The 17,689-nt window shown below is 59.5% G+C and carries 15 protein-coding genes and 1 other RNA gene; 9 read left to right on the top strand and 7 right to left on the bottom strand.

The features are described 5' to 3' along the window. Positions 1-100 precede the first annotated feature (100 nt). From ettA to metF, 3 genes are all read left to right on the top strand, one after another. Positions 101-1,750 (top strand): energy-dependent translational throttle protein EttA, encoded by a 1,650-nt coding sequence (gene ettA, locus QSK43_RS05790; RefSeq protein WP_332302612.1) that lies wholly within the window; start codon positions 101-103, stop codon positions 1,748-1,750. Positions 1,751-1,913: 163 nt separating this feature from the next. Beyond that, positions 1,914-2,927: an ArsR/SmtB family transcription factor gene (locus QSK43_RS05785; RefSeq protein WP_332302611.1), complete on the top strand. Its 1,014-nt coding sequence runs from the start codon at positions 1,914-1,916 to the stop codon at positions 2,925-2,927. Between the two features lies 1 nt (position 2,928). Then, positions 2,929-3,822, top strand: coding sequence for a methylenetetrahydrofolate reductase [NAD(P)H] (metF, locus tag QSK43_RS05780; protein WP_045018864.1), 894 nt, complete (start codon positions 2,929-2,931; stop codon positions 3,820-3,822). 465 nt (positions 3,823-4,287) lie between these two features. Here the strand turns inward: metF and QSK43_RS05775 are convergent, their stop codons facing one another. From QSK43_RS05775 to QSK43_RS05745, 7 genes are all read right to left on the bottom strand, one after another. Further along, positions 4,288-5,514 (bottom strand): lytic murein transglycosylase, encoded by a 1,227-nt coding sequence (locus QSK43_RS05775; protein WP_332302610.1) that lies wholly within the window; start codon positions 5,512-5,514, stop codon positions 4,288-4,290. Positions 5,515-5,636: 122 nt separating this feature from the next. After that, the gene (locus QSK43_RS05770) at positions 5,637-6,416 is read right to left on the bottom strand and encodes a glycoside hydrolase family 25 protein (RefSeq protein ID WP_332302609.1); all 780 of its coding nucleotides are present in this window, start codon (positions 6,414-6,416) and stop codon (positions 5,637-5,639) included. 262 nt (positions 6,417-6,678) lie between these two features. Beyond that, entirely contained in the window at positions 6,679-7,395 is a 717-nt protein-coding gene (locus tag QSK43_RS05765; protein ID WP_332302608.1) for a class I SAM-dependent methyltransferase, read from the bottom strand. After that, positions 7,392-8,642, bottom strand: a complete 1,251-nt coding sequence (locus tag QSK43_RS05760) for a DUF3419 family protein (RefSeq protein ID WP_332302607.1) — start codon at positions 8,640-8,642, stop codon at positions 7,392-7,394. The genes QSK43_RS05765 and QSK43_RS05760 overlap by 4 nt, the downstream gene beginning before the upstream one ends. A gap of 280 nt (positions 8,643-8,922) precedes the next feature. After that, complete coding sequence (locus QSK43_RS05755) at positions 8,923-9,972, bottom strand: lytic transglycosylase domain-containing protein (RefSeq protein WP_332302606.1); 1,050 nt, start codon at positions 9,970-9,972, stop codon at positions 8,923-8,925. A gap of 135 nt (positions 9,973-10,107) precedes the next feature. Next, the gene (locus QSK43_RS05750) at positions 10,108-10,743 is read right to left on the bottom strand and encodes a LysE family translocator (RefSeq protein ID WP_045023668.1); all 636 of its coding nucleotides are present in this window, start codon (positions 10,741-10,743) and stop codon (positions 10,108-10,110) included. Positions 10,744-10,794: 51 nt separating this feature from the next. Continuing rightward, a complete protein-coding gene (locus QSK43_RS05745) occupies positions 10,795-12,006 on the bottom strand; it encodes a pyrophosphate--fructose-6-phosphate 1-phosphotransferase (RefSeq protein ID WP_045023894.1) in 1,212 nt (403 codons plus the stop codon). A gap of 342 nt (positions 12,007-12,348) precedes the next feature. On the opposite strand from QSK43_RS05745, the gene QSK43_RS05740 reads away from it, so the two are divergent. The 6 genes from QSK43_RS05740 (at position 12,349) to rnpB (ending at position 17,638) form a co-directional block, all read left to right on the top strand. Further along, positions 12,349-13,089, top strand: a complete 741-nt coding sequence (locus QSK43_RS05740) for a DnaJ family molecular chaperone (RefSeq protein WP_332302605.1) — start codon at positions 12,349-12,351, stop codon at positions 13,087-13,089. Next, positions 13,086-13,865: an N-acetylmuramoyl-L-alanine amidase gene (locus QSK43_RS05735; RefSeq protein WP_332302604.1), complete on the top strand. Its 780-nt coding sequence runs from the start codon at positions 13,086-13,088 to the stop codon at positions 13,863-13,865. The genes QSK43_RS05740 and QSK43_RS05735 overlap by 4 nt, the downstream gene beginning before the upstream one ends. A 247-nt stretch (positions 13,866-14,112) precedes the next feature. Then, positions 14,113-14,652 carry a lytic transglycosylase domain-containing protein gene (locus QSK43_RS05730; protein WP_045023674.1) on the top strand — a complete coding sequence of 180 codons (540 nt, stop codon included), beginning with the start codon at positions 14,113-14,115 and terminating at the stop codon, positions 14,650-14,652. 84 nt (positions 14,653-14,736) lie between these two features. Next, positions 14,737-15,924, top strand: coding sequence for an NAD(P)/FAD-dependent oxidoreductase (locus QSK43_RS05725; RefSeq protein WP_332302603.1), 1,188 nt, complete (start codon positions 14,737-14,739; stop codon positions 15,922-15,924). Positions 15,925-15,989: 65 nt separating this feature from the next. Then, complete coding sequence (locus QSK43_RS05720) at positions 15,990-17,180, top strand: NAD(P)/FAD-dependent oxidoreductase (protein ID WP_332302602.1); 1,191 nt, start codon at positions 15,990-15,992, stop codon at positions 17,178-17,180. Between the two features lie 56 nt (positions 17,181-17,236). Further along, positions 17,237-17,638, top strand: an RNA gene (rnpB, locus tag QSK43_RS05715) — RNase P RNA component class A. Positions 17,639-17,689: the final 51 nt, after the last annotated feature.

Here is a 17,689-nt window from a genome sequence, read left to right as displayed (position 1 = left end):
ATAATCGTGCCAGAGGTTGCCCCAAGGTCCTATTTACCCTACATAGCGGCAAATTTCCCGATACGTACTCTTTAAAATCCGATGTGGAGCATTCGCTACAATGGCACGTCAATTCATCTATCACATGGCCGGGCTGAACAAGTCCTATGGCGCGAAGAAGGTTTTGGAGAACGTCCATCTCTCCTTCTATCCCGACGCCAAGATCGGTATCCTCGGCCCGAACGGCGCCGGTAAGTCCACCGTCTTGAAGATCATGGCCGGTCTCGACAAGGAATATACCGGCGAGGCCTGGCTCGCCGAGGGCGCGACGCTTGGTTATCTCGAGCAGGAGCCGAAGCTCGACGAAAACAAGACCGTGATGGAAAACGTCATGGAAGGTGTGGCGAGCAAGACGGCCATCGTCGACCGCTACAATGAATTGATGATGAACTATTCCGACGAAACGGCGGATGAGGGCTCAAAGCTTCAGGACATTATCGACAGCCAGAACCTCTGGGATCTGGAAAATCAGGTCGAAATGGCCATGGACGCCCTGCGGTGCCCGCCCGGCGACTCCGCCGTGGGCGGCCTTTCGGGTGGTGAGCGTCGCCGTGTGGCGCTTTGCAAGCTGCTGCTTTCGCAGCCCGACCTGCTGTTGCTCGACGAACCGACCAACCATCTTGACGCCGAAACCATCGCCTGGCTCGAAAAGCACTTGCGCGACTATCCCGGCGCCGTGATGATGATCACCCACGATCGCTACTTCCTTGACAACGTCACCGGCTGGATTCTCGAACTCGACCGTGGCCGTGGCATTCCTTACGAAGGCAACTATTCGGCCTATCTGCAGGCAAAAGCCAAGCGCATGCAGCAGGAATCCCGCGAAGACGCCTCGCGCCAGAAGGCGATCAGCCGCGAACAGGAATGGATCGCTTCCAGCCCCAAGGCTCGCCAGACGAAGTCCAAGGCGCGTATCCGCGCTTATGACGAGCTGGTGGAAGCGGCTGAAAATCGCCGTCCCGGCGATGCGCAGATCGTCATCCCCGTCGCCGAGCGTCTGGGCCGCGTTGTTATCGAGGCAGAAAACCTCACCAAGTCCTACGGCGATCGCGTTCTGATCGAAAACCTCACCTTCAAGCTGCCTCCGGGCGGCATCGTTGGGGTCATCGGCCCTAACGGCGCGGGTAAGACCACCCTGTTTCGCATGATCACCGGTCAGGAACAGCCCGATAGCGGTTCGGTTACCGTTGGCGAGACCGTGCACCTCGGTTACGTCGACCAGAGCCGTGACACGCTGGCGGGTGATAAAACCGTCTGGGAGGAAATCTCCGGCGGCAACGACATCATCAAGCTCGGCAAGTTCGAAACGAACTCCCGCGCTTACTGCGGCGCTTTCAACTTCAAGGGCGGCGATCAGCAGCAGAAGGTCGGCAACCTCTCGGGTGGCCAGCGTAACCGCGTGCACCTTGCCAAGATGCTGAAGGCGGGTGGCAACGTTCTGCTGCTCGACGAACCGACCAACGACCTTGACACGGAAACGCTGGGAGCGCTCGAAGAGGCGCTTGAAGCTTTCGCCGGCTGCGCCGTTATCATCAGCCACGATCGCATGTTCCTCGACCGTCTGGCCACACACATCCTCGCTTTCGAGGGCGACAGCCATGTGGAATGGTTCGAAGGCAACTTCGAAGACTATGAAAAGGACAAGGTCCGCCGCCTCGGCCCGGAAAGCATCAAGCCCGGCCGTGTCAGCTACAAGCGCCTGACGCGCTGAGCCTTTTCCGCATTCCTTCAAAAAGGCCCGCCCCAAAAGCGGGCCTTTTCTCGTGCAATAAATGCTGACGAAGGGAAGGGCGCGGCAAATTGCGCTTGCATCCAACGCCACATCGACATAAAGATATCTTTATATCTTGATTAGCTTGCGAGGTGCGGCAGACGTGGCGTTCGGTTTGGACAAATTGGTGGATCTCTTGAAGGCGGCTGGCGAGCCGACGCGCTTTCGGCTGCTGGCGCTTCTGGCTGCCGGTGATCTGACCGTCACCGATCTTACCGAAATTCTCGGCCAGTCGCAGCCCCGCATTTCCCGTCATCTCAAGCTTTTGACGGAAGAGGGCTTGATCGAGCGTTATCAGGAAGGCGCCTGGGCCTATTTTCGCCTGCGGCAGGATGGCGAGCCCGCCGTTGTCATCAGGCAGCTGCTTGGTGCCGCATCGCCTTCCGACGCCGTTCTCCAGCGCGACAGCGAGCGGCTCACCACCGTCAAGCGGGTGCGGGCGGAGCGGGCGCAGGATTATTTCAGCCGCAATGCTTCGGCCTGGGACGAATTGCGCCGCCTGCATGTCAGCGACGAGGCCGTGGAAGGTGCGCTGCTGAAGCTGGTGGGAACCACTCGGATCGATTCGCTTCTCGATCTCGGCACGGGCACCGGCCGTATCCTGCAGCTTCTGAGCGGCATCTATCGCCGGGCGATCGGGGTCGATGCCAGCCGCGACATGTTGTCGGTGGCGCGTGCCAATCTCGACAAGGCGGGCGTCGTCAATGCATCCGTTCGTCATGGCGATATTCTCAACCTGCCGCTGGAGGGCCAGGATTTCGATCTGATCGTCATCCATCAGGTTCTGCATTTTCTCGACCAGCCGGAGATCGCGCTTTCCGAAGCCGCGCGCATGCTGCGTCCTGGTGGCCGGTTGATCGTCATCGACCTTGCGCCGCATTCCTTCGAACATCTTCGTGACGAGCATGCGCATATCCGGCTCGGCTTTTCGCATCCGCTGATGGAAGAGTGGCTGAAAAAGGCAGGCCTCGCTCTGGACCGTGCCGTCGATCTTCATTCTGAACGGGCGTCCGATGAATCTCTTGACGTCACGATATGGGTTGCCCGCGACCAGCGGCTGCTGATGGCAGACGATGTGGTGCAAGAGGCCGTTTTACTCGCTGCCGGGAGGGCATGATATGTTGAGGTCGGAAACCGCGCGCCGAGAGGGCGATATCCGGTTGTCTTTCGAATTTTTTCCGCCCAAAAATCCCGAGATGGAAACCCACCTCTGGGAAACGGTTGCCGAGCTGAAAAAATGGAATCCTGATTTCGTTTCCGTCACCTATGGCGCTGGTGGATCCACCAAAGCGCCAACGCTGGATGCGGTGCGCCGGATGATCGGTGACAGCCATCTGGCGACCGCCGCGCATCTGACCTGCGTGGACGCCAGCCGTGACGACGTGCATCAGGTCGTCGAAGAGTTTCGCAATGCGGGCGTTCGCCATTTTGTGGCGCTGCGCGGCGATCCCTCGACCGGTATCGGCACCGACTACAGGCCGCATCCGCAAGGATACGAGAATGCTGCGGCATTGGTGAAGGGGCTTCGCGAGATCGGCGATTTCGAGGTTTCCGTTTCGGCCTATCCCGAAAAGCATCCCGAAAGCGCCAGCGACGCGGTCGATATCGATATGCTGAAGCGCAAGGCGGACAATGGCGCGACGCGTGCGCTGACACAGTTCTTCTTCGATAACGACGTGTTCGAGCGGTATATGGACCGGGTCACGGCGGCCGGCATCACCATTCCGGTGGTTCCTGGCATCATGCCGATCCAGAACCTCACCCAGCTCAAGCGTTTTGCCGGGCGCTGCGGCACCAGCGTGCCCGGTTTTCTGGATGAGCGTTTTGCGGGTTATGACGACGACCTGGAAGGGCGCGCCCGTGTCGCTGCGGAAGTTGCCGCCGAGCAGATTGCGGACTTGCAGCGGCGCGGTATCAACGAGTTCCACCTCTATACCATGAACCGCGCACCGCTGGTCGATGCGGTGCTTGAAAACCTCGGGCTGGAGCGCCTGCGCCGCAGCGCCGCCTGATTTCAGATATTCCATTTCCGACATGAAAAAAGCGCAGGCCCGACAGGACCTGCGCTTTTCAAACTTGTGTCATCTACGGTTCTTATCTGCGTTTGGTCTTCACGTCGTGTCAGATGAAAAGCATCATCGCTACGAACAAAAACGCCAAACCGACTGCCAAGGCATTGAGAGATTTTGTAAGTCCCATGGGTGCCTCCTGTTGTTGACAGGTTCGATAATATGACCGTTTTGTGGCAGTTGAAAAGCGGTTTTTGTGACGCGGTGCAGCATGGTCTGGTGCTGTTTAGAAAAGCAACTTCTGTAATTACTTGAAAAGAAAAGATTATTTTTCTATCACGCAGTGCTTCATGTGTTTAAAAAAAGTAAATGACCGGGGTGTTATCCCCAGTCATCCGGTCGAGATTAACAGACTATGCCTTGAATCCGGCGGATAGATTAAAGGCCGGAAGGTGCCGTTAAGACTGGTTAAAGCGCCTGGAGAAGTCCCTGGGAAGGCCAGCCGTCCGCCGGTATTCCGAGGCGCTGCTGTTCCTTCTGGATGGCGATGCGGGTGCCGGAGCCGAGAATGCCATCCACCTTGCCGACATTGTGTCCGTGCGCTTCGAGTTTGGTCTGAAGTTCCTTCATCGTCGCGTCATCGAAGCCCGGTTCCGGATTGCCCTTGTTGTAGACCGGCGAACCCATCAGGCGGGTGGCAAAATAGGCAGCCGAGGTTGTGTAGATGAACGACTGGTTCCATTCCAGATAGATGTTGAAGTTGGGATAGGTGATGAATGTCGGTCCCTTGCGGCCCTGCGGCATGATGAGGGCTGCGGGTAGGGACGCGAAATTTTTGTTGCCGTCGCGCGGAGCCACGCCAAGCGCGAACCAGTCGCCGGCGGTCAGCGAGCCGCCGAGGCCGGATTTTTCCCAGGGCAGGTTTTCCGGTACGGAGACTTCCTGAATCCAGGGTTCGCCCTTCTTGAAGCCGAGGTGCTGGATGAACTTCGCTGCCGTCAGGATTGCATCCGGCGCGCTGTTCTTGACGTTGATATGGCCATCGCCATCACCGTCGACGCCGAAGGCGATGATGTCCTTGGGCAGCATCTGCACCTGGCCGATTTCACCGGCCCATGCGCCCGTGTTGGCTGCGGGATCGAGATCGCCGTGCTGGACCATTTCGATGAGCGCCAGCAATTGCGGACGGAAAAGTTCCGGGCGGCGGCAATCATGCGAGAGGGTGACGAGCGCGTTGCGCGTATTGAAATCGCCCTGAACGGCGCCGAAATCGGTCTCCATGGCCCAGAAGGCGGCGATGATGCCGGCCGGTACGCCGAATTCGTTTTCGGCGCGGGCAAAGGTCGATGACAGTTCCTGAAGCTTCTTGCGGCCGATATCGAGACGGGCCTGGCTGACGGTGCGCTGGGAGAACTCCAGGAAGGTCTGGCGGAAGACGCCCTGTGCACGATCACGCGAAAGCACTTTCGGGTCGATCTGCGCGCCGGCTAGCGCCTTTTCGATGGCAGCAGCCGGAACGCCCTTGGCAACGGCCTCTGCCTTCACGCCCTCGAGAAATGCGCCGAGATCGCCACCGCAGGCAACCTGCTTGGGGTCGTCAGGCGAGGCTACTGGCGGCGTGGCAAGGGCGGAGCCGGTGGAGAGAAGCGACAAAGCGGCGGCAAAAACGATGCTGCGCGACCGAAACGTGGGCATGGGAATTTCCTCAATAGGTTGTTAGCCCGCTTTACCCCTATGTTTGCGACAAAAAAACGGATCGAGCGATCTGCCGGTGCGGAAGAACGCCGATTTTTCGAATGTGTTGCTTCTTCGCCGTTTTATTTGGCGGAAGCGATCCATTTCCGCCAGTTTTTCTCGCTGCCGGCGAAGACATTGATGTCGGTCGGACCATTGACGCCGGGCACGACGCCGGTCGCTGTATATTGCCAGAAGGCCCATTGCCGGTCTTCGTAGATCTTGGCGGGATGCGCGGCGACGGAGCGCACCCAGAAATGGTAATTCTTGAACTGGCCGACGAGATTGTCGCGGTGGAAATCGACCGAGGTGTAGATGATCGGGCGCTTGCCGTAATGGGCCTCGAGGCGGTCGAGGAAACGCTGCATCTCGGCGCGAACCACGCCCGGTGCCGGGCGCGTCTTGCAGGTGGGGGAGGAGGGGTTCCACTCCACGTCGAGAACCGGCGGCAGGGTGACGGCTTCTTTCGGCACGTTGTTGATGAACCAGTCAGCCTGAGCGTCCGCCGTCGAGCAGAAATAATAGAAATGATAGGGCGCGTGCAGAATATCCGCCGCCGCCGCACTGCGCCAATGGTCGCCGAATTTCGGATCGATGCGGTCAGACCCTTCCGTCGCCTTGATGAAGACGAAGGAGACGCCGGATTTGCGCACGGTCCGCCAGTCGACATCGCCATTCCATTTGGAGACGTCGATGCCGTGGACCTCATGGCGATGCGGGTTGTTCGTGCCGAAATCCTGCGGGTCGGTATCGGAGAATTTCGGCTTGGAAACAGACGCGGTTTCAAGCAGGTCGTAACTCGTGGACGTGCAGCCGCCGATCAACAGCAAAGCCGACAAAAGTGCCGATAAACGCAGCCGCATTGGAACCCTAATGATTATTGTTGCCCACCCCGCGGCCGTAAAACGGCGCGCCGCATCTCCCGATTTACCCATAACATGGTAAACAAGCGGTTATGGCAAGGGGTGGCAGCCCTCTTCAGCCTCGCAAACGGCTGCAAAGGAAGCGATTTTCGGTTTTTTCGGCGCGAAAAATGCCCGGGTGGCCTTTGGCTGGGAAGGCAAGAATCGTGGTTGGCAGCGCCTGCCGGCTTTCGCAGGGGGCAGGGCGCTGTGTCATCGAGAATCAGGCGTCGGCCAGGATGCGCTTGACGTTCGGCTGCACTTCGGCGACCGGCAGCGTGATGACGGCCCGCCAGGCGTAACCCCGGGCGATCTCCTCGAATTCGAGATTGCCGTCAAAGCGGCCTGCCATGTTGGCCAGAACGTAGCGGAGATTGGTGCGGGGCGTGACGTGAAAACGGGTAAGCCATGCCTGCAACAGCGCGCGGAACCACTTCGGCAATTGTTCCTGCTGGCCGAAATCGACAATATGCAGGGAGCCGCCGGGCTTCAGGGCCGCCAGCGCCTGTTCGATGGCCTTTTCCCAATCCGGTATCATCGATAGCGCATAGGGGATCATGACGCGGTCGAAACCGTCGGACTGGCCGAATTCGGAAGCGCGGAAAGCGGTGGCGTCGGCGACGCGCAGAATGGGGCGTTGCGCCTTGCCGGTAAAATTCTCGGATGCGGTCAGCAGCATCTCGGCGGAGATGTCGAGGCCGAATAGTCTTGCTTCCGGAAATTTCCGGCTGGCCAGCAAGAGGTTGCGGCCGGTGCCGCAGCCGACTTCAAGCAGCGTGCCGCCTTTGGGCACATCGAGGCTGGAAATGGTTCTGTCGCGGCCCAAAAGGTAATATTTGCGGGTGATATCGTAGATGTGCCGCTGGTGGCGATACATGCGGTCCATCAGGCTCGCATGCGCGGCATCCGCAAGGCCTACGTTTTCGCCGATGGTCTTCATGCCATAGCCCTCTGATAGATATGGAAACCGCCATAGATGGCCGAACGGTCCAGGGCGTTAAGCTCGCTGGAGCGCTCCTCCAGATAGATCCACTGGTTGCGGATATCGGTCGAGAGCCGGCCTTCGATCACACTCTTTTCGGCGGCGGTACGGAAGATGACACGGGCGCCGGAAGCGGCGGTGCGGCTGATCTGCGACCACAATTCGTTGAGCTGCACGTCCGTCATCCAGTCCTGCGCGTCGAGGAGGATATAGCGGTCGACGGCGCCTGCCGGCTTCTTGGAGAGAAGCTCGGTATAGGTGGCGTGATGCACGGCAACACGGGCGGTATTGTTGCGGATCGTCTCGTAATATTCCGGCTTGAGATAAGCGGGCAGGGCGCCCTCATGCGGCTCGGGATAACGGCGCGCGAAGGCCTGCCAGGCGAAATAATTGTCGCTGAGCGGGAAATTGCAGGCGAGCTTTTCCAGCCGCTCCTTAAGCACGGAGGCAACCGTGCCGTCGTTGGAAAGGCTTGCCAGCTCGTCATATTGCCGGGGCGGAATACCGAGGCCGAACAGCGAGCTTTTCCGCTTCGTAAGCCAGCGCACCACCGGCTTGTCAAACAACGGCGCGACCTTGCTGTCGAAAAACTGGCGCTGTTCGTCGAGCGTGCGGCTATTGGCCATTTCCGTGAGCTTGACGCCGTGCAGGCGGGCCATCAGGTGACCGGCGCCGATGAAACGGCCGAGCAGTCCGGTGCGATAGATGTTCCTGTCGAATACCGAGATACGACGGCGACCGGAAAGGGTGCGCTTCGACCAGTAGGCCTTGGTCGTGGCGTCGAGGTGGTCGGCGATGAAAAGGTCGTAGCCATGGCTGTTGCTACGCGTATTGGCGCGGCCGAACTGTCGTACGACGTCCTGATGGGCAGGAAGGTGGTGGAACGCGGCAAGCTTCAGCTTGTTGAGGGCGATGTGATGCGGGTTCAAATCCACGACATCGATGCTTGCCGGGTTGCGGGAGAGATAGGCCAGCATGTTGCAGCCGCCCGAGCCGATGGTGACGATGCGGTGGCCTTCGCCAAGCTCCATCGCTTCCATGTCGATTTCCGGGTCTTCCCAGATTTGCGGATAAACCAGACCGGAAAAAAGAACCCCGAAGAACCGTTCGGAAAAACCGCTTTTCGAGAGTGCCTTGTGCTGAAGCAATGCGGACTTCAGTTTCGTGTTCTTGCCGAAGCCGGTCTTGGGTGCCGCACTCGTCATATGTTCACCTCTCACTCGATTGAGAGGCGTCTACAGTCATGACGCTACAGTTTGATGACAGGGGTGGCGGGTGCCGATCTATTTGGTGCAGTCACCGCATTCCGTCACCCCGGACTAGATCCGGGGTCCAGCGCGATCAAGTCCTTGATCGCGAGAGACTCCTTTCACGGCGCAGACGCGCCGTGGCTGGATGCCGGATCAAGTCCGGCATGACGGTGGAGAGCTTTTCACCTTCGTCGTAAGTTCAGGTGCTTTCTGAACCCGTGGGGCTCTTAGGCGATCACTTCCGCAGAACGTGCAGCATGCCCTTGCGCTTGGCGTCGTAATAATAGCCGCGTGCATAAAGCCGGACTGCGTTGTCCCGGTTGCTATCGGCCACGAGCCATGCGCCGCGCAGATATTTGACGGCGTATTTGAGGTTGGTTTCGGCATCGAACAGACCGGATGCCGGGCCATCGAAGCCCATGGAGCGGGCCGTGGCGTGCCTGATCTGCATCAGGCCGAAGTTGCCGCTGTGATAGGCACCGGGATTGTACATGCTTTCACGCTGTACCACGCGGTGCACCAGATCCTCCGGCACATCATACATGGTGGCGTATTTCGAAATCAGCCCGCTCAGCTTTTCGCGTCCGGCCGGCGCGCGAGTGAGCGGCGCCGTCACCGTTTCGTTTTGGCGGATGGCGGCAAGGGCGGCATTGGTCGGGCCGGAAGCATAAGCGAGAACCGTGCTGTCCGGCTTTGGCAGGGGAATGACTTTCCGTTCCGCCGTCAGTTCGGTGCCGAGCGACGGCGTGCCGGGCGGCGGCGGCGCGGGCGGGAAGCTGCCCTTGACAGCAACAACCTGCGGCAGATCGGCGGCGGCCGGTTTTGTCGTGGCACTCGCAGTTTCGATCGCGGCGGCTGCCGGCGTTGCGGCATGGGGTGCGAGCGCGGCAGCCGTTGTCGGCGCGGTCGTCGTCACGGGAGCCTGCGCCACCTCGGTCTGTTGTTGCTGCGATTGCATATGGGCGGGGATTGCCGCTGCCGCTGCGATTTCAGAAGCCGGCGGCAGAGCCATACGACCGCCCTTGGTGGCGGTGACGGTTGGAAGCGATGGGGGCTGGGAAGAAGTTGCCACGTCAGTGGCCTGTGCCGTCGGTGCGGCTGCGTCCGCCACAGCTTCAGCCGTTTCCGGCTTTGCGGTGTGGTTGACTGCCACGATTTTCGGACCGTTCGGCCCTTCCTTTGCTGCATATTCGACGCTGGTGCATCCGGCCAATGCCAGAGCGAGGCCCACGGTGGAAGACAGAAGAAGTGCGCTTCTTCCGCGGAATTTTGCCGAATTTCGCATGCTGCCGCCTTCGTTATGCCTGTCTTTCGATACCCCCGCGTCGAGCAAAGCAGGCAGTGTCCCATCGAACCTTCATTAACCTATTGTAAGGATAGCGGCAAGCCGGGACGTGGCCCCCCAGCTTTCAGGCGTTTTTCAGGCCGCGATGCGCCTGTATCCGGCGCTGACGGCACGGCCGGAGATGAAGTGGGTACGGTATTTCGGCCGGATTTTTTTGTTGCCGGACATGCGGCGCACCAGCGTCAGCGTGGAGCCGGCAAAGAGTGCCTGCGCGGAGAGAACGGCAAGCGCCAGCAGCAGAATTGCAGCCTGCGCTGCGGCGAGTGTTTCGACGGCGTTGCCGGAGGCGGAAACGAATTGCGGCAAAAGGGCCAGAAAGAACGTGAAATAGCGCGGGCGCAACGCGGCAACGGCGTAACAATCCCGGAAAATGTCGCTCCATGATTTGCCCGGCAGATTGTCGTTATCGGCATTGGCCGCCTGGGCGGCGGGTGTCGCAAAGGTCCACAGCAGGAAAAGAATCAGCCAGCCGATGCCGGCCCATTGGATGATTTCCACAAAGGACTGCGGCAAATAAGCAAGACCGGCCACGGGAATGGCCGAAATCGTCATGGCCGTGACGATGCCGAGGGCTCCACCGCCGACGGAAGCGAAGACCGTCTTTCTACCACGAATGCCGGCATAGGAAGCGACAGAGAATACAAGGGGAGAGGGGAGTGCGAACACAATGGCACATGCTGCACAAAAAACCAGCCAGGCCTGTCCAGACATTCTCTTCCTCCTTGCCCTCCCTGTCACCGCACCAATTAGCCTATCGTAAAATTAGGCCGCTGTGAACGGTTGACCGACGTGTTCCATCACTTCGGTAAACCATTTTGCAGAAAGGTCGAAATGCTTTCCGCCCTTGATACGCGGAAACTCGATGGTCCGCAATTTACCCTTCTGATCCTCGTCATGGCCGGTGACGCCCGACACCTTGTTGAGCGCGCTTTCGACGGCGAGATCGACCATGCCCTGGATGAGGCGCAGGTCCTCGCCATTGGCGGGGGCGGAGCGGGCGAAATAGCCTGACTTCTGCACCATGGAACGTTCTGCGCCGATGAGGCCGGCGAATTGCTTCTGGAACCAACCGCCGACATTGATGGTGTCGATCTTCACATGGCCGAAGGCGTCGCGCTTGACGGCTTCGCCGGAGGCTTCACGCTCGGCAACGATGGAATCAAGGCCTGCACCTTCGGAAACGAACAGCGTGACGTAGCCGTGTCTGTCCATGATGGTCTTCAGGCGCTCGGCCTCCGCCTCGATGTCGAAGGCCATTTCCGGCAGGTAGATGCCGTCGATATTCTTCATCTGCGTATTCATCATCAGGCCTTCGACATATTCGTTGCCGTTGGTCTTCTGGATGTAGGCGCGTGCGGTCGCGGCCGTCAGCCAGCCGCAATGGCGGCCCATGACTTCATGGATGACGAAGGTCTTCGGCGCAGCACTCTGTTCGTTGCTGACATTGTCGAAGAAGGAAGCACCGACTTCGGCTGCGGTCCATGCGCCGAGCGACTGCCGGATCGGCACCACGTCGTTATCCACCGTCTTCGGCAGGCCAACGACGGTCAGGTCGTAACCATTGGCGCCGAGATAGGCGGCAAGGTCGGCGGCCGTCGTGTTGGTGTCGTCGCCGCCGATGGTGTGGAGAATGGTGATGCCGTCGCTAGCCAGCCGTTCGGCGGCCACGCGCAACGGATTTTCACCCTCCTTCACCAGCCCGCGCTTGACGCAATCGGCGGCATTGGTGAGCTTGACGCGGCTGTTGCCGATCGGCGATCCGCCGTAGCGATGCAGCAGATGGGCCTTTTCGCGCATGTCCTTGCTGATCTCGATCCGGTCGCCCAGAAGCACGCCCTGATAGCCGGAGCGATAGGCCACGATGTCGATATCAGGCGCAACGTCGCTATAACGCTCGATCAGGCCGCCGACGGCCGAAGAGAGACAGGGAGCAAGGCCACCCGCGGTCAGCATTGCGACTTTTTGTTTGGCCATCATGGCTCTCCTTTTCACGTATACCCAAAGACATGTCTGGCAAATGGATGCGACAGCTGCGTGTAGGTGTAAAGTGAATTTATCAAGAAAAATGCCGATTTCTCGCGGTTTTTCAGCAGCTTGACGAAAGAATCGGAATATAATCGTTTCAATCCGTTCGGTGGGCCTCTGTCGTCGGGCCTCGCTTTCGCTCCCGCTTGCGCCGCCTGTGGAAAACCGCATTCGCAGCGCTTCGTACTCCCTTGTTCGTGAAGCTAAACTGTCGCAAAGATGAATAAAAGTTAATGACGCAGGGGCGCCGGGCATATTGCATTCACGACCATATGCCGTCATGCTGCCGGCATGATGTTCGATTTCGCCTGTCTGCATATTTCATCCCTGTGGGAGCGACTGCTCGGCGCGATCGGCGACGCGGCAGGCGGTGCGCTCTCGCGCGTGGTGGAAGCGATCCGCACCCTGTTCGAGGGAGATCCGGAGACCCGCCGCAAGGTTTCCTTCTCCGTAGCCATCATCGCACTTTCCGCCAAGATGGCGAAGGCCGACGGTGTCGTCAACGATGCCGAAGTGCGCGCCTTCCGGCAGATTTTCGATTTTCCGGAAGAAGAAGCCAAGAACGTTGCACGCCTTTATAATCTCGCGCGCCAGGACGTTGCGGGATACGAGGCCTATGCCTCGCGTCTTGCCGGCCTTTGCGGTTCCGGCCATGATAATTGCGAGATGCTGGAAAGTGTCATCGACGGCCTGTTCCACATTGCCAAGGCCGATGGGCTGATCCACGAGCGGGAACTCGCCTTCCTTGGCCGTATCGCGGAAATCTTCCACATTACCGAAGATCACTTCGAAACGATCATGGCGCGCCACGTTCACATGGACGGGCGCGATCCTTACCGCGTGCTCGGCGTTTCGCCGTCCGACGATTTCTCCGACATCCGCAGGCGTTATCGGTCGTTGGTCTCCGAACACCATCCGGACAAGTTGATTGCGCGCGGCGTTCCCATGGAATTGCATGCCGCTGCGAATGAGCGTATGGCGGCGCTCAATGCCGCCTATGCGGCCATCGAGAAAGAACGCCGCGTCGCATGAGTGAATTTCTGCCGGATTTCAACCCGGATTTCGGGCGCGCAACCGTTGCGCCTTCGCCCAACCATGGCGAAAGGCTTGATGTGGCCGGGCCCGATATCATTCTCCTGCATTATACCGGCATGACCACGGCCGACGGCGCGCTTTCGTGGCTCTGCAATCCGGAAAGCCAGGTATCGAGCCATTATTTCGTCTTCGAGGACGGGCGCGTTATCCAACTGGTTCCGGAAACCCGCCGTGCCTGGCACGCGGGCAAAAGCACCTGGGCGGGGGAGGCGGACATTAATTCCCGCTCCATCGGCATCGAAATCGCCAATCAGGGCCATCCCGGCGGTCTGCCGGAATTTCCGGAAAAACAGGTGGCCGCCGTCATCGAATTGTGTCGCGATTGCGGCCAGCGCTGGTCTATCGCCCCTGAAAGGGTGCTTGCGCATTCGGATGTGGCGCCGATCCGCAAGGTTGATCCGGGCGAAAAATTCCCGTGGGACATCCTGTCGCAGAACGGTGTCGGGCACTGGGTGGAGCCTGCGCCGATCCGTGGCGGACGCTTTTTCCAGCGCGGCGATTATGGCCAGCCGGTGGAAGCGCTTCAGTCCATGCTCTCCCTTTACGGATACGGCGTTGAAATAACAGGCGCTTATTGCGAAAAAACGGAAGGTGCCGTTGCCGCCTTCCAGCGGCATTTCCGCCCGGCGCTGGTGGATGGCATCGCGGATTTTTCCACGATCGACACATTGCATCGGCTGATCTCCAGCCTTCCGAAATTTTCGGCCGTCTGACCACGATTTCTGGAAAAGCGTTCCCCGTTTTGCGACTGTGCAAGTCGCTTTTTTTGTCGTGCCACAGTTAATCCGCATTAAAGAAGTTTAAGAGCGGCACTGAATGCGGTGCTGTTCTTCAGGGGAACTTACCGTCAATATCAATCAAGGAGACTGGACTGCGGAAGGTCGCGATCGACTTTCTGCGCGCTGGACATTTGTATCGTTTCATTGTTCCGGTTATCCGATCTGGAGACTATTTCAGCATATGAACAGAGTTTTTGTTGCTGTCGCAGCGGGCGTTGCTATGCTCGTTTCGCAGGCGGGGATTGCTTTTGCCAAAGACGAGGACGTCAAGACCAAAACCGTGACGCTGGGGACCTTCTTCCGTTCGCCCGGTTATCCCATTCCCGAAAAGAGCCTGCCTTCGGCGCTCAGGAGCGGTTATTCCGATCTGATCGTCAAATATGCCAAGCGCTACGGCGTTCCCACCAATCTGGCGCATGCGGTCGTTTCGGTGGAAAGCAAGTTCAACCCCAAGGCTCGCGGCAGCGCAGGCGAGGTCGGGCTGATGCAGATCAAGCCGGCGACGGCGCGCATGATGGGCTTTCGCGGCACCACCAAGGCCCTTTACGATCCCGAGACCAATATTCGCTGGGGCATGCAATATCTGGCGACCGCCCATCAGCTTGGTGGCGGCGAGGTTTGCAGCACGATCCTGCGTTATAATGCCGGCCATGGCGCGACCCGTATGAACCCGGTGTCCAAGCGTTATTGCGGCAAGGTCCAGGCGCTTCTCGCCAGCTAAGGTCATTTAATCCGCTTCACGGAAATCGATTCCGGTTTGTGCGTGCATGCTGTAGTCAGGAGCAAACCTGATGCGGAGCATGACATGCCGGATTTCAAATATATCTTGGTTGGTGCCGGAATGATGGGTGCTGCGGCAGCGCGGCACCTTTCGGCGCAGACGGATGGCGTGGCGCTGATCGGACCGGACGAGCCCGCCGATCGCAGGACCCATACCGGCGTGTTTTCCAGCCACTATGATGAAGCCCGCATCACCCGTGGTTTCGACGGAGATCCCGTCTGGGCGGAACTGGCGCAACGCTCCATCCGGCGCTATGCGGAGATCGAGGCAAAAAGCGGCATTCGTTTCTTCACGGAAGCGGGCTGCCTTTTCACCGGAAACGGCAAGGGGCTTGCCGGAGACTATGTGTCGAGGGCGCTTTCCTCGACCGACCGTCTTGGTCTCGGCGTGGAAACGCTCGGCACTGACGTGCTGGCCCGCCGGTTTCCGATGTTTTCGCTGCCATCCGACCACAGCGGTTATTTCGAGGCTCGCAATGCCGGTCACGTCAATCCGCGTGCGCTGGTGAGGGCGCAGTGTGCAATTGCCGTTGCGCAGGGTGCGCGGCTGGTGCGCGAGACGGCGGCGCATATTCGCGATACCTCAGATGGTGTGGAGGTTTCGACCCGGGAAGGGGCCGTTCACACGGCTGAAAAGGTCATCGTGGCGGCCGGCGGTTTCACCAACATGGCCGATCTTCTGCCGTCGCCGGTCGATATGGCGGCCACGGGCCGCACCATCGTGTTTTTCGAACTCGACGAGGCCAGACAGGCCCTGTTCGGCGCCATGCCCTCGACCATTGTATTGACGGAGACGGAGGACGATATCGTCTATATCCTGCCGCCTGTGCGTTACCCCGACGGCAAAGTCTATCTGAAGATTGGCGGCGAGAGCGAAAAGGGCAGGCTTGAAACGCTGACTGATGCGGTTGGCTGGTTCCATTCGGACGGCACGCCTGGCGAAGTCGAATTCCTGGAAAAGCGGGCGATCTCCCTGATGCCGGAACTTGCGGGCTGCCCCGTGACGTCGGGTTCCTGCGTCGCCTCCATCACCCGCAGCGGCTATCCCTATATCGGCTACACGCAATCCTCCAATATTGCGGTTCTGACCGGCGGCAATTTCGTGTCCGCCAAGTCGTCGGACGAGATCGGGCGGTTGGGCGCGGTGCTGCTTCTGGAAGGCCAGCTGACCGAGACTGATTTTGCCGCCGAAATGTCGCCGGTTTTTGTCTGACATTCAGCGGCGAAGCGGCTACAAAGTCGCGGCTGAATGAAGCGGGTTGAGGCAAAGAGGACGGCATGTCGGGACATTTCAAATATATCGTCGTGGGTCGTGGCATGATGGGTGCCGCCGCCGCGCGCCATTTGGCGGAACAGACCGATGGCGTCGCCCTTATCGGTCCCGGTGAACCTGCCGACATCACATCGCATAAGGGCGTTTTCGCCAGCCATTACGATGAAGCGCGTATTACCCGTACTATCGACAGCAAAGCGGATTGGGCCCTGCTCGCCAACCGCTCGATTGCGCGTTACGCCGATATAGCGGCAAGGAGCGGCGTGGAGTTTTACGCGCCTGTCGGATGCCTGATCGTCGGTCCCGAACGGGGCGGCGACAATCCTTTGATCGACAATATCCGCAAGGCTGCGGCCGGGCTTGGGGTTTCCACGGAGCTGATGGATGGCGAAAGCCTGAAAAGGGACTTTCCCTATTTTTCCTTCGAGCCAGGCAGCGAGGGCGTGTTCGAAAAGGACAATGCCGGCTACGTCAATCCGCGCGCGCTGGTGAAGGCGCAAAGCATTCTGGCGGCAAAGGCCGGTGTCACACTTATCGACGATATCGTCGTCTCCAGCCGGGAAGAGGCTGGTCGTGCTCGGGTCGAGACGGCTTCTGGCGCGGTCTATACCGCGGACCGGGTGCTGGTTGCGGCGGGCGGTTTTTCGATCACGAAGGATCTGCTGCCGCAGCCGATCGCGCTCGATGTCTATGCGCGCACCGTCGCCTTCTTCGAGATCGATGAGGAGGATCTGGGGCAATATGCGGGCATGCCGTCGCTGATCTATGACCCGCGCGACGTGACGAAACATATCTATCTTCTGCCGCCCGTGCGTTATCCCGACGGCAGGTTTTATCTGAAAATCGGCGGCGATCCCGATGACAAACCTGTCGGCAGCGATCCCGAAATCCGCGCATGGTTCCGTTCCGGTGGGCGCGAAAGCGTCCGTGACCACCTCTCGGCCATCATCGGGACACTGGTTCCCTCCATAGACCGGTCGCGCATATCCATGGCCGCCTGCGTGGTGTCCAAAACACCGGGTGGTTATCCCGCCATCGGCTTTACCTCCTCGCCGCGCATCGCGGTTCTAACCGGCGGCAACGGTACGGCGGCCAAGAGTTCCGATGAGATCGGGCGGTTGGGCGCCCAGCTGCTGCTGGACGGAGAAATTAGCGATGACGCCTATGCCACGGATTTCAAGCCTGCATTTCTTTGATCTTTCGTTGCGCTTTTCGGTGGCTTTCGCCAAAGAACATGGTTATTGACGCCATGCCAGTTGGCTGGGCAGCCGCGCTTTACCAATGTCGAAAGACGGTAAGGTGAGGAAAGTCCGGGCTCCACGGAAATACGGTGCCGGATAACGTCCGGCGGGGGCGACCCCAGGGAAAGTGCCACAGAGAGCAAACCGCCATGCTTTGCATGGTAAGGGTGAAAGGGTGGGGTAAGAGCCCACCGCGCCGCTGGTGACAGTGGTGGCAAGGTAAACCCCACCGGGAGCAAGACCGAATAGGGATGACATGGGACGGGCGAAAGCCCGTTTACAGCCGGTTTCCGGGCCCGTCATCCGGGTGGGTTGCGAGAGGCGGCATGCAAATGCCGTCCCAGATGAATGGCTGCCACGTTCCGGGTCAAACCGGGGCCATACAGAACCCGGCTTACAGGCCAACTGGCGAATTTTCCTGTCTGTAAGGCGTGCCCCGGGGCCTACGCCGTCTCGTCACGAAA

This window comes from Rhizobium sp. GR12 (assembly GCF_036596185.1).
GTDB lineage: Bacteria > Pseudomonadota > Alphaproteobacteria > Rhizobiales > Rhizobiaceae > Agrobacterium > Agrobacterium nepotum.
The sequence above is the reverse complement of the archived record's forward strand: the minus strand, read 5'-3'. Positions and strand labels throughout refer to the sequence as shown.

Excerpts from the sequence above, each read along its gene's own strand:
- ettA (WP_332302612.1), top strand. The coding sequence starts at position 101 with ATGGCACGTCAATTCATCTATCACATGGCCGGGCTGAACAAGTCCTAT.
- QSK43_RS05770 (WP_332302609.1), bottom strand. The coding sequence starts at position 6,416 with ATGCGGCTGCGTTTATCGGCACTTTTGTCGGCTTTGCTGTTGATCGGC.
- QSK43_RS05750 (WP_045023668.1), bottom strand. The coding sequence starts at position 10,743 with ATGTCTGGACAGGCCTGGCTGGTTTTTTGTGCAGCATGTGCCATTGTG.
- QSK43_RS05755 (WP_332302606.1), bottom strand. The coding sequence starts at position 9,972 with ATGCGAAATTCGGCAAAATTCCGCGGAAGAAGCGCACTTCTTCTGTCT.
- QSK43_RS05725 (WP_332302603.1), top strand. The coding sequence starts at position 14,737 with ATGCCGGATTTCAAATATATCTTGGTTGGTGCCGGAATGATGGGTGCT.
- QSK43_RS05775 (WP_332302610.1), bottom strand. The coding sequence starts at position 5,514 with ATGCCCACGTTTCGGTCGCGCAGCATCGTTTTTGCCGCCGCTTTGTCG.
- QSK43_RS05720 (WP_332302602.1), top strand. The coding sequence starts at position 15,990 with ATGTCGGGACATTTCAAATATATCGTCGTGGGTCGTGGCATGATGGGT.
- QSK43_RS05745 (WP_045023894.1), bottom strand. The coding sequence starts at position 12,006 with ATGGCCAAACAAAAAGTCGCAATGCTGACCGCGGGTGGCCTTGCTCCC.
- metF (WP_045018864.1), top strand. The coding sequence starts at position 2,929 with ATGTTGAGGTCGGAAACCGCGCGCCGAGAGGGCGATATCCGGTTGTCT.
- QSK43_RS05760 (WP_332302607.1), bottom strand. The coding sequence starts at position 8,642 with ATGACGAGTGCGGCACCCAAGACCGGCTTCGGCAAGAACACGAAACTG.
- QSK43_RS05735 (WP_332302604.1), top strand. The coding sequence starts at position 13,086 with ATGAGTGAATTTCTGCCGGATTTCAACCCGGATTTCGGGCGCGCAACC.
- QSK43_RS05740 (WP_332302605.1), top strand. The coding sequence starts at position 12,349 with ATGATGTTCGATTTCGCCTGTCTGCATATTTCATCCCTGTGGGAGCGA.
- QSK43_RS05765 (WP_332302608.1), bottom strand. The coding sequence starts at position 7,395 with ATGAAGACCATCGGCGAAAACGTAGGCCTTGCGGATGCCGCGCATGCG.
- QSK43_RS05730 (WP_045023674.1), top strand. The coding sequence starts at position 14,113 with ATGAACAGAGTTTTTGTTGCTGTCGCAGCGGGCGTTGCTATGCTCGTT.